This window comes from Promicromonospora sp. NPDC060204, from assembly GCF_042728455.1.
Lineage (GTDB): Bacteria > Actinomycetota > Actinomycetes > Actinomycetales > Cellulomonadaceae > Promicromonospora.
In genome coordinates this window covers 1-10,993 of the sequence record NZ_JBHWZO010000216.1, presented here as the reverse complement: position 1 = coordinate 10,993, position 10,993 = coordinate 1, and the positions used below count along the sequence as shown (strand labels likewise).

10 protein-coding genes are annotated in these 10,993 nt (G+C 73.2%); 8 read left to right on the top strand and 2 right to left on the bottom strand.

Translation table 11 applies throughout. The features are described 5' to 3' along the window. Positions 1-2,074 (bottom strand): HelD family protein (locus ACFWEJ_RS22185; protein ID WP_377231356.1); only part of this gene is annotated, 2,074 nt, incomplete at its 3' end. A gap of 142 nt (positions 2,075-2,216) precedes the next feature. Between ACFWEJ_RS22185 and ACFWEJ_RS22180 the strand changes: the two genes are divergently transcribed. From ACFWEJ_RS22180 to ACFWEJ_RS22160, 5 genes are all read left to right on the top strand, one after another. Then, the gene (locus ACFWEJ_RS22180) at positions 2,217-3,596 is read left to right on the top strand and encodes a PP2C family protein-serine/threonine phosphatase (RefSeq protein ID WP_377231355.1); all 1,380 of its coding nucleotides are present in this window, start codon (positions 2,217-2,219) and stop codon (positions 3,594-3,596) included. Further along, a complete protein-coding gene (locus ACFWEJ_RS22175; RefSeq protein ID WP_377231354.1) occupies positions 3,593-5,242 on the top strand; it encodes an ATP-binding protein in 1,650 nt (549 codons plus the stop codon). The genes ACFWEJ_RS22180 and ACFWEJ_RS22175 overlap by 4 nt, the downstream gene beginning before the upstream one ends. A gap of 106 nt (positions 5,243-5,348) precedes the next feature. Then, positions 5,349-5,768, top strand: coding sequence for a response regulator (locus tag ACFWEJ_RS22170; protein ID WP_285101664.1), 420 nt, complete (start codon positions 5,349-5,351; stop codon positions 5,766-5,768). Positions 5,769-5,892: 124 nt separating this feature from the next. Then, positions 5,893-6,822 carry a proteasome assembly chaperone family protein gene (locus ACFWEJ_RS22165; protein ID WP_377231353.1) on the top strand — a complete coding sequence of 310 codons (930 nt, stop codon included), beginning with the start codon at positions 5,893-5,895 and terminating at the stop codon, positions 6,820-6,822. A gap of 445 nt (positions 6,823-7,267) precedes the next feature. Beyond that, positions 7,268-7,471, top strand: a complete 204-nt coding sequence (locus ACFWEJ_RS22160; RefSeq protein WP_020016705.1) for a cold-shock protein — start codon at positions 7,268-7,270, stop codon at positions 7,469-7,471. Positions 7,472-7,539: 68 nt separating this feature from the next. Here ACFWEJ_RS22160 and ACFWEJ_RS22155 read toward each other — a convergent pair whose 3' ends face one another. Continuing rightward, positions 7,540-8,529, bottom strand: a complete 990-nt coding sequence (locus ACFWEJ_RS22155) for a spermidine synthase (protein WP_377231352.1) — start codon at positions 8,527-8,529, stop codon at positions 7,540-7,542. 100 nt (positions 8,530-8,629) lie between these two features. On the opposite strand from ACFWEJ_RS22155, the gene ACFWEJ_RS22150 reads away from it, so the two are divergent. The 3 genes from ACFWEJ_RS22150 (at position 8,630) to ACFWEJ_RS22140 (ending at position 10,929) form a co-directional block, all read left to right on the top strand. Further along, positions 8,630-9,097: an SAV_6107 family HEPN domain-containing protein gene (locus ACFWEJ_RS22150; protein ID WP_377231351.1), complete on the top strand. Its 468-nt coding sequence runs from the start codon at positions 8,630-8,632 to the stop codon at positions 9,095-9,097. A gap of 58 nt (positions 9,098-9,155) precedes the next feature. Continuing rightward, the gene (locus ACFWEJ_RS22145) at positions 9,156-10,397 is read left to right on the top strand and encodes a DNA polymerase IV (protein ID WP_377231350.1); all 1,242 of its coding nucleotides are present in this window, start codon (positions 9,156-9,158) and stop codon (positions 10,395-10,397) included. A gap of 106 nt (positions 10,398-10,503) precedes the next feature. Continuing rightward, positions 10,504-10,929 carry a DUF3040 domain-containing protein gene (locus tag ACFWEJ_RS22140; RefSeq protein WP_377231349.1) on the top strand — a complete coding sequence of 142 codons (426 nt, stop codon included), beginning with the start codon at positions 10,504-10,506 and terminating at the stop codon, positions 10,927-10,929. Positions 10,930-10,993 lie beyond the last annotated feature (64 nt).

Here is a 10,993-nt window from a genome sequence, read left to right as displayed (position 1 = left end):
GGGCCGACTGGCGCGCGCCCTCCTCGGCGCCGACGCCCGAGGCCAGCGCCCCGGCCACGGCCTCGGCCAGGCGCGCGACTCCGCCCGCCGGCGCGACGACGGCCACCCGGCCGGCGTCGGGCCCCACCAGCTCCTTGACCAGGGCCAGCGCCTGGGCCACCACGACGCCGTCGTCCGGCAGGCCGTCCGGGCCTGCCGGCGTGGGGACGACGTCGAGGGAGCCCTCGACGTCGCGCGCGGCCCGCAGGTCCGAGACGGGCAGCCGCGCGGCCCGCGCGACCCGCTGAGCGGTGTCGGCCACGGTGGACGGCGTGCGGTAGGAGACCGTGAGCTCCGACAGGCGCCAGCCGTCGCGCAGCAGCGGGGTGAGCATGCGGTCCCAGCTGCGCGCCCCGGCCGCGGACGACGTCTGGGCCACGTCGCCGACGATGGTCATCGACCGCGTCGGCACCCGGCGCACCAGCGCCCGCCAGGCCATGGGGGACAGCTCCTGGGCCTCGTCGACCACCACGTGGCCGTACGTCCAGGAGCGGTCGCCGGCGGCGCGCTCCGCCGTCGTCAGGGACGGGCCGCTCGCGGCGAACCGGGACGCGAGCGTCTCGGCGTCGACCAGGCCGCCGCCCGCGCCGCTCGCCGACAGCACGCTGCGCGCGTACTCGACCTCGCGGGCCTGCTCGGCCTCCCGCAGGCGGGCCTCGGCCAGCGCCACGGAGTCGTCCTCGCCGAGCAGCTCGTACGCCTCGTCCAGGATCGGCACGTCCGACTCCGTCCACGGCGCGCCCGCCTCCCGGATCAGCAGGCGCCGCTCGCGCTCGGACAGCTCCGGCGCGGCCTCGGCCAGCCGATGCGGCTTGGCGTACAGGTCGGAGACGAGCTTCTCCGGCGTGATCGGCAGCCAGGCGAGGTTGAGCGCCACGCGGACGTCCCGGTCGGAGCGCAGGTCCTCCGTCACCGACGCGCGGTCCTCGGACGACAGCGGGGCGCCGTCGAAGTCGCGGTACTGGTCGGCCAGGCGGCCGAGCATGTCGCGCACGAACGACGCGCGGGCCAGGTTGTGCGGCTTGTGCGTGCGGCGGGCGCGCGCGATCGCGTCGGCGACGTCGCGCGGGCGGATCACGAAGTCGTGCCCCTCGACCCGCACCTCGACGTCGTACCGCGGCACGCGCTCGCGCGCCCGCACGGCCCGGCGGATGACCTTGCGCCACAGCAGCAGGCCCTTGAGCCGGGCCACCTGCCCCTCGTCCACGGCGGTCGCCCGGATCCCCGGGACGAGGTCGCCGATCGTGGTGGACACCACGCCGGTCTCGCCCAGCGAGGGGAGCACCTGGTCGATGTACCGCAGGAACGCGCTCGACGGGCCGACCACCAGCACGCCGGAGCGCTCCAGCAGGCGCCGGTGCGCGTACAGCAGGTACGCCGCGCGGTGCAGCGCCACCGCCGTCTTGCCGGTGCCGGGCCCGCCCTGGACCACCAGCGCGCCGGAGAGGTCGGAGCGGATGATGCGGTCCTGCTCGGCCTGGATGGTCGCGACGATGTCCGTCATCCGGCCGGTGCGGCCCTGGGCCATCGCTGCCAGCAGCGCGCCCTCGCCGGACAGCGCGTCCGCGTCGATGTCGCCGTCGAGGTCCAGGACCTCGTCCTCCAGGCCCGTGACCGAACGGCCCTTGGTCACCAGGTGCCGCCGCCGCCGCACGTCGCCCGGGTGCAGCGCCGTGGCCCGGTAGAACGCCTCGGCGGCCGGGGCGCGCCAGTCGGTCAGCATGGACCGGTGCTCGGCGTCGGTCAGCCCGATGCGCCCCACGTACCGGGTCACCGCGCCGTCCTCGGACCCCTCCGCGAGGTCGAGGCGGCCGAAGACCAGGCGGTCCTCGACGGCGTCGAGCTGCGCGGCGCGGTCCTCGTAGAGGGTCGCGAACGCGTCCCGCTCGCTGCGGTTCTGGTGCGTGCCCGTGGAGCCCGCCAGGCGGACGTCCCGCAGCCGGTTCGCGGTGGTGCCGCGCAGGGTGTCCAAGCGGACGTACATCGTGTCGACGACTGCTTGCTCGTGGGCGAGCTCGCCCGCGATTCCCGTCACGCCCTACCTCCGTGTGCCACCAGGGAGCCTCCGTTTTCCACCAGCGCGATCTTTCCGGTCGTAATCAACCGGCCGACCATTATTGCCCACCCGTCGGCCTGTCCGCTGACACGGCGTCATCTCGCTGGATAGGATCGCCGCCATGGCACTGGGCGGGGCGGGATCTGCGAGGCCCGGAGGCGGGTCAGGACCCGAGGCGCGCCCGGCCCGGCTCGACGGCCCCATCTCGGTGCTCCTGGTCGAGGACGACGACGCCGACGCGTTCCTCGTGAGCGAGCTGCTGGCCGACGCGGACGTCGAGGCCGACCTGCGCGCCGACCTGCACCGCGCCCGCTCCGTGGACGAGGCGCTCGGCATCCTGTCCATGGTCTCGGTGGACTGCCTGCTGCTGGACCTGGGCCTGCCCGACGCCGAGGGGCTGGAGGCCCTGCGCCGCGTCATCGAGGGCATCGAGGTGCTGCCCGTGCAGCCCGCCGTCGTGGTGCTCACCGGGAACACGTCGAACGACCTGGGCTCCGCCGCCGTCGCGAACGGCGCCGACGACTACCTGGTCAAGGGCGACGTCGACGGCGACGGGCTCGCCCGCTGCCTGCGCTACGCGACGCTGCGCCGCCGGTCCGCCGCCCAGCAGATCGCGCTGTTCCGCAGCGAGGTGCGCGCGGCCGAGACCACGCGCCTGGAGCGCGCGCTGCTCCCCAAGGAGCTCGTCACCGACGAGCGGGTCTCGGTCATGGTCGGCTACCTGCCGGGCGGCAACGGCCTGCTCGGCGGCGACTTCTTCGACACGGTCGAGCGCCCCGACGGCACCCTGGTCACGGTCATCGGCGACGTCGCCGGGCACGGCCCGGACGAGGCCGCCCTCGGCGCGGCCATGCGGACGGCGTGGCGCACCCTCGTGCTCGCCGACACGCCCGCGGACGACGTCCTGCCCCTGCTGGAGCGCGTCCTCCTGGCCGAGCGCGGCCGCCCCGAGGTGTTCGTCACCATCTGCCAGGCCGTGATCTCGGCGGACCGCACGCACATGGACGTCTACCTCGCCGGGCACCTCCCGCCGCTGCTCGTGGTGCCGCAGGCGTCGGACGGCGAGGCCGCCGCCACCCACAAGTGCGAGGAGCTGCCCTCGTCGGACCGCGGCCGCGCGCTCGGCATCCCCGTCGAGGGCACCTGGACCGCGCACCGCGTCCGCCTGCCGGAGGTGTGGACCGCGGTGCTCTACACCGACGGGCTCGTCGAGGCGGCCGTCGGCGCAGACCCCGGCGGCACGCCCGTCCTGCCGCCCAGCGCCCACGGCCGGATGCCGCGCCTCGGCGCGCACGGCCTGCGCAGCGTCGTCGAGCACGAGATGGACCAGGGCACCGACGAGGTGGTGACCCGCGTGCTGCGCCGGGTGCGCGCGCTGCACGGCGGCCCCCTGGTGGACGACGCCGCGCTGCTCTTCGTCGGCTGGGCCGGCGCCGGCGCCACCGAGCCCGGTGAACGCACCTCGACCCTGGCCGACTCGGTGGAGTGGTCGCGGGCATGACTCTGGTGCCGGACGAGCACCGGTTCACCGGTGTGTCGATGCGTCGTCGCCTCGCGCGGCTGCTCGGCGCGGTCGCGGCCATGCTCGTGCTGGCGCTCGCCGTCGCGGTGCTCGCCCTGGTCCAGTCCCGCGGCCTGGACGCCCGGGCCGACGGCCCGTACTACCGGGCCCTGGTCGACGGCGAGCGGGCCTCCCTGGCGCTGGCCGACGCCGACTCGTCGCTGCGCGCCTACCGCGCCACCTGCGACGAGGCAGCCCTCGAGCCCTGGACGCGCGCCGTCGGGTCGACCGGCCGCATCATGCTCCTGGGCGACGTCGAGCGGCGCGCCCTGCAGTCGGACGCCGAGGTGGCGCTGGCCTACGAGGAGGCGGTGCGGCGCACCGACGCCTGGTTCGACGAGTACGCCGAACCGGTGGTGGCGGCCGTCGAGGCGGCGCCGCCGGGCCAGGTGGACTGCCGCATGGAGCTGCTCAGGACGGCCCCGCCCACCGTCGAGGGCGACGCCCTGTACGCGGCCGCCAACGCCGCCGTCGTCCACTACCTGGCCGAGCTGGGGGCGCAGCGGGACGCGATCGTGGAGACCCGGACCGTCTGGGAGCGGCTGTTGCTGGGGGCGGTGGCGACGCTCGTGCTCGTGGTCGTGCTGATGGGCACGATGATGTGGCTCGCCCTGGAGTCCTGGGTGATCCGGCCGCTGACCGAGCTGACGGCCGCCGTCCGGGTGGTGAGCAGCGGGGTGCTCGGGCGCGAGATCCGGCCCGCCGGCACGGGCGAGGTGGCCCTGCTCGCCATGCACGTGGAGACGATGCGCCGCGAGCTGGTGCACCAGGTGGAGGAGATCCGCCTGTCGCACCAGGAGGTGGAGAACGCGCACACGCTGCTCAGCGAGCAGGCGCGCGAGCTGGAGCGGTCCAACCGCGACCTGGAGCAGTTCGCCTACGTGGCCTCGCACGACCTGCAGGAGCCGCTGCGCAAGGTCGCGAGCTTCACGCAGCTCCTGCAGAAGCGGTACGGCGGGTCGCTCGACGAGCGCGCCGACCAGTACATCGAGTTCGCCGTGGACGGCGCCAAGCGCATGCAGCGGCTCATCCAGGACCTCCTGAGCTTCTCGCGCGTGGGCCGAACGGGCGTGCCGCGCGAGGACGTGGAGCTGGAGGGCGTGCTCACCGCGGCGCTGTCCGAGCTGTCGGAGCGGATCGCGGAGTCGGGGGCCGAGATCGTCCACGACCCGATGCCCGTGGTGCACGGCGAGCGCGCCCTGCTGCAGCAGATCTTCGTGAACCTGATCGGCAACTCGCTCAAGTTCCGCGACCCGGAGCGCACGCCGAACGTGCGGATCGAGGTGCGCAGCATGCGGGCGCACTGGGAGATCTCGGTGGTGGACAACGGCATCGGCATCGACGCCCAGTACGCGGAGCGGGTGTTCGTCATCTTCCAGCGCCTGCACTCGCGCGAGCAGTACGCGGGCACCGGCATCGGCCTCTCGCTGGTCAAACGGATCGTGGAGTACCACAAGGGCCGCATCTGGATCGAGCCGGCGGACGGCGGCGGCACCATCGTGCGGTTCACCCTGGCCCGGCGGCAGGGGCAACCCGCAACGGGGCGCCTTTCGACCGAACGGGCCCAGTCGACTACGCTTCAATGAAGCGGCCTGACCAGGGCCGACGGCGGGGCGCGACGAAGGGGCCCGCCGGTGAGGACTCCATGGGACAGGTACGGGCCGGGTGGTCAACGTGAGCGGTCAGAAGGTGATGGAGATCCTCCTCGTGGAGGACGATCCGGGCGACGTCCTGATGACGCGCGAGGCGTTCGAGGACCACCGGGTCGCCAACAACGTCTCCGTGGTCGGCGACGGCGTGAGCGCGCTGGAATTCCTGCGCAAGCAGGGGCAGTACGCCAAGGTGCCGACCCCTGACCTGGTGCTGCTCGACCTCAACCTGCCGAAGATGGACGGCCTCGAGGTGCTCGCCGTCGCCAAGGGCGACCCCATGCTGCGGCACATCCCCGTGGTGGTGCTGACCACGTCGGACGCCCAGGAGGACGTGGTGGGCTCATACTCCCTGCACGCCAACGCGTACGTGACCAAGCCGGTGGACTTCGACCGGTTCATCGACGTGGTGCGCCAGATCGACGACTTCTTCGTGTCCGTGGTGCGCCTGCCCGGCAGGTGAGGTCGAACTGCTCGCGACGCTCTGGGCGTAACGGGAAGACACCCGGCCGTCCCGACGTTGGACCAGAGCAGACACCCTTTCGGATCGGGTGATCGGCAGTACTCCGACGAGCGAGGGAGCGCACGTGCTAGACCCCCAGGGCATCTACGACGTCGACGAGGCAGCGGTGGAGCGCACGCTGGGTCGCAGCGTGCCCGGCAGCTCCGACGGGCCCGTCCTGCTGCACGCCGTCCGCGGGTTCGTGGACGCCGGCAGCGCGGGCGACCTCGCCGTCGAGCACCTGATCGACGAGTTCCGCGTGGAGCGTCTGGTGACGTTCGACGTCGACCAGCTGCTCGACTACCGCTCCAAGCGGGCGACCATGACCTTCGACTCCGACCGGTGGGCCGACTACCAGGCCCCCTACCTCGCGGTCGACCACCTGACCGACGCCGAGGGCACGGGCTTCCTGCTGCTGCACGGCGCCGAGCCGGACCTGCAGTGGGAACGCGTCGTGGCCGGGCTGATCCAGCTCGTCGAGCGGTTCGGCGTGAGCCTCGTCGTGGGCATCCAGGGCATCCCGATGGGGCTGCCCCACACCCGCCCGCTGTCGCTGACGGCGCACGCCACCCGGCCCGGGCTGGTCGACGACTACACGTCGTGGTTCGGCAGCGTGAAGGTGCCGGGCTCGCTGTCCGCGCTCCTCGAGTACCGCCTCGGTGAGGCGGGGCACGACGCGCTCGGCTTCACGGTCCACGTGCCGCACTACCTGGCGCAGTCGCAGTACCCGCCGGCCACGGTGGTCGCGCTGCACCACACGGAGCGGGCGACCGGGCTCGACCTTGCTGTCGCCGGCCTCGAGGAGGCCGCGACCGACGCCAAGATCGAGGTGGAGAAGCAGGTCGCGGAGTCGACCGAGATCGCCGCCGTGGTCAAGGCGCTGGAGGAGCAGTACGACGCCTTCGCCCGGTCGATCGGCCGGCCGAGCCTGCTCGCGGAGACCACACCGATCCCGAGCGCGGAGGAGCTGGGCGCGGAGTTCGAGCGGTTCCTCGCACAGCAGAACGGCGACTGACGCCCGCTCCTGCCCTTGTGCCGGCCAGGTCGGCAGCCCCCTGACCCGTGCCGACTTCGCGCTCGGTCGCCGTGCAGACCCCCTGCGCGGCCGACGGCCACCCGCATCCGGAGCCGGCCAGGTCGGCAGTCTGCCGGTCTCGGTCCGCGACGTCGGCAGACTGCCGACCTCCCGGCCAGGTGCCCCGGGAGAGTGCCGACTTCGGCGCCCGAAAACAGGGTCTGAGCTGGGTTTGCAGGTAACTTCACGGCCCGGTGTGTCATAGCTGCGGCAGAAATGTGCGTGTTCCATGGCACATTTGAGTGGTCCATGCCACACTGGCGCACGTTGCAGTGACGTACCAAGGCCACGTCCGGCGTGTCGTGAGCAAGTCGGGAAAGCATTGCGGCACGGGGGCGGGCAACGGGCTCGCCGTCGGATCCCGGACGGAAGGTCGAAGGACAGCATGGCGCAGGGTTCTGTGAAGTGGTTCAACGCGGAAAAGGGCTACGGGTTCATCGCCCAGGACGGCGGCGGCGCCGACGTCTTCGTGCACTACTCCGCAATCCAGTCCAACGGGTACCGGTCTCTCGAGGAGGCCCAGCGGGTCGAGTTCGAGATCACGCAGGGTCCCAAGGGTCCGCAGGCGGAAGCAGTCGTGCCGCTCTGACGTAACTCGTGAGAAGGCCGTCCTCCCTCCGGGGAGGGCGGCCTTCTTCGCGCGCTCCGAAGGACGTGTCAGGCCGGGTCCGGGGTGGCGGTCGCCAGCGGGGCGGCCGTACCGGCGAATGCCGCCGCGTCGTCGCCCGCCAGGAGCGTGGCCGGCACCGCCAGGGTGCGCAGGGCGCGCCCCAGGCGCGCGTCCCGGAGGTCGGGGAGCTCGACGGCGTCGCGGGTCCCCAGAGGGCCCTGTGCGGCGTCCTGGGCGGCCTCGTGCGCGCCTTCCGCCCCGGCGTCGTCCTGCGGCGGGTCCTCGGGCAGCCCGCGGACGGCCGCGAGGACCAGGTTGCCGTACCTGCGCCCCTTGAGGATCGCGGGCTCGGCGACGGCGGCGAGCCGGCCCTGCGCCGCGGCGTCCGGCCCGAAGGCCTCGGCGAGGCTCGCGACCTCGCGCCGGGCGGTGGTCAGCGGCGGACGGTCGGCGCAGTTCACCAGGAGGATGCCGCCGGGGCGCAGCACGCGGTGGGCCTGCGCGGCGAACCCCGTGCCCACCAGGTGCTCCGGCGTGCGGTCGCCCGCGAAGACGTCGCGGACCACCACGTCGTAGGAGGCGTCGCGCGCGGCGGCCAGGGCGCGCCCCGCGTCGTCGGCGCGCAGGCGGAGCAGGGGCGAGCGTGGCAGGGCGAACCACTCGCGCACGAGCTCCAGGAGGCGGGGGTCGAGGTCGACGCCGAGCTGGCGGGAGCCCGGCCGCTCGTGCTCCACGTGCCGCGCGAAGGCGCTGCCGGCGGCGCCGAGGTGCAGCACCCGCAGCGGCCCGGGCGGCAGGAGGGCCACGAACGCGGCCATCTGCTGCATGTACTCGAAGTCGAGAAAACCGGGGTCGGCCAGGTCGAGGCTGGAGCTCGGCACGCCGTTGACGTGCAGCGTCACCCGCTGCGGGAAGTCGGGGTCGCGGACCACCTCGGCGGTGCCGGTGCTGATCGGCACGGGGCCGACGGGCAGCTCGGCGGGGAGTGTCAGTGGTGCGGAGGAGGATGGGCGGCGTCGGGCGGAGCGGCGGGCCATGAGCACAGTGTCTCCCGGACCGGCGGTGCGCTTGACAGGATAGAACGTATGTTCGATAGTGTCGCACGAGGGGTTCGATCGGAGGTTCGAGATGGGCACCATGCAGTCTCAGAGCGGGCGGGACGTGGTCTCGGCACGCATGCTCGTGCCACGCGCCGTCCCGCCGGGCGTCAGCGCCCTGCTGCGCAAGGCGGACGCGGAGCTCGCCGAGGCCGCGCGTGCGGCCGACCCGGGCGACCGGTTCGTGCACGCGCACCTCGCGGCCATCCGGTCGGCCGCGGCCGTCGTGGCCCTGCGGGGCCGCCCGTCGGCGCGCTCCGGCGCGCGGACGGTGTGGGACATGCTCGCGCACGCCGAACCGGACCTCGCGGCCTGGTCGGGCTACTTCGCCTCCGGTGCGCCCCTGCGGGCGGCGGTGGACGCCGGGCGCCCTGAACAGGTGGAGCCTGCGCGGGCGGACGAGCTGCTCGCGTGCGCCGAGGACTTCCGGGACGAGGTGGCGATGCTCGTGGACCCGGACACGGGGTTCGCGACGCAGCGCCTGTCCCTGGTGCCCGAGGCGTCCTGACCGGCGCCGGCGGGGCCGGCAGACAAGCACTGGGCAAGAGCGGGAACGGAGCACGTTCGTGAGCAAGGGGCCGCGGTCAGCGGCGGCGAGACGGGACTGGGGGTCGGACGAGTCCGGCTGCTCGGTGCTGCACCTGGACATGGACGCGTTCTTCGCGTCCTGCGAGCTGGCACGGCGGCCGGAGCTGCGTGGCCTGCCGGTCATCGTCGGCGCGCAGGAGCGCGGCGTCGTGCTGGCCGCGACGTACGAGGCACGCGCCTTCGGCGTCCGGTCCGCGATGCCGATGACGCGGGCGCGCCTGCTGTGCCCGCAGGCCGTCGTGGTCCGGCCCGACCACGAGCTGTACCGCGACGTGTCCCGCTCGGTCATGGGCATGCTGCAGGAGGTCACGCCGCTCGTGGAGCAGATCAGCGTGGACGAGGCCTTCCTGGACGTCAGCGGTGCCCGGCGGCGCCTCGGCCCGCCCACCGTGATCGGCGCCGAGCTGCGCCGGCGCATCGAGGCCGAGCACGGCGTGACGGCCTCCGTGGGCATCGCGCGGAACAAGTTCGTGGCCAAGCTGGCCTCCACGCACGCCAAGCCGGACGGCCTGATGCTCGTCCCCGTGGACGCCACCGTCGACTTCCTGCACACATTGCCCGTCGGCGCCCTGTGGGGCGTGGGGGAGAAGACCGAGAAGTCGCTCGCCGCGTGGGGGATCACCACGGTCGCGGAGCTGGCCCGCACGGACCTGCCGAGCCTGCAGGCGGCCGTCGGCCGGGTCAGCGGCGCGCACCTGCACGACCTCTCCTGGGGTCGGGACCCGCGCCCCGTCGTCCCCGAGCAGCGCGAGCACAGCATCGGCGCCGAGACCACCTTCGGCACCGACCAGGACGACACCGATGCGGTCAACCGCAAGGTGCTGGAGCTGTCCGACCGGGTGGCGGCGCGGCTGCGGCACCAGGGCGTGCTGGCCCGCACGGTGTCGGTGAAGGTGCGCTCCAGCGACTTCGCGACGTTCACCCGGTCGCGAACGCTGGACGGGCCCACGGACGTCGCCCGGGAGATCTATCTCGTGGCGCGGGAGCTCGTCGCGGCGGTCGATCTGGGCGGTCTCCCGGTGCGGCTGGTCGGCGTGCGGGGTGAAAACCTCCGGGAACGCGACGGTTCCGCCCAGCAGCCCACGCTGGAGGAAGCGGTCGATCCGCGCTCCGGAGCGCAGCGCGAGGCCGAGCTCGCGCTCGACGCGGTGCGTGAGAAGTTTGGGAAAACGGCGATCGACCTGGGTGTACATCGCAAGAACGGCACGCATCTTTACTGATCTGCCCCTATAGTCATGGGTATGCCCGGGATGTCGACTACCAACGACGGCCGGGTCGTCCTATCCTGGAAGGGACACTGTTCCTTTGCGAGATCCGGGGGTCTCGATGCCTCTGTCCGAGTACGAGCAGCGGGTGCTGGAGCAGATGGAGCGCGCTCTGACGTCAGACGACCCGCGGCTGGCCAACACGCTCCAGTCCACAGGCCGTGGTAACGCGCTCCGTTATGTGCTGTCCGGGGCCGGCGTAGTCGTCGGCCTGCTTCTTCTTGTCGTCGGTGCAGCGACGTCGCGTACGTGGCTCGGGGCCATCGGCTTCGTGCTGATGTTCGCGGGTGTGGTCTTCGCGTTCCTCGGACCGCGCAAGAAGCAGCAGGAGGGTCCGGTCGGCGTCGTCGGCGAAGACGGCACCGTCCAGCCCTCGAACGGGGGAGCACGCAAGGCCCGCAAGCGGCAGGGTGGTGGTGGTCGTTCCGGCTTCCTCGCCCGCCTCGAAGAGCGCTGGGAGAACCGGCGCAACCAGGGCGGCCGCTAGCCGGCCAACCGTTCCCGGTGGTCCTGACCGGACGACCGCACATGACAGGAGCCGGGCCCCGAGG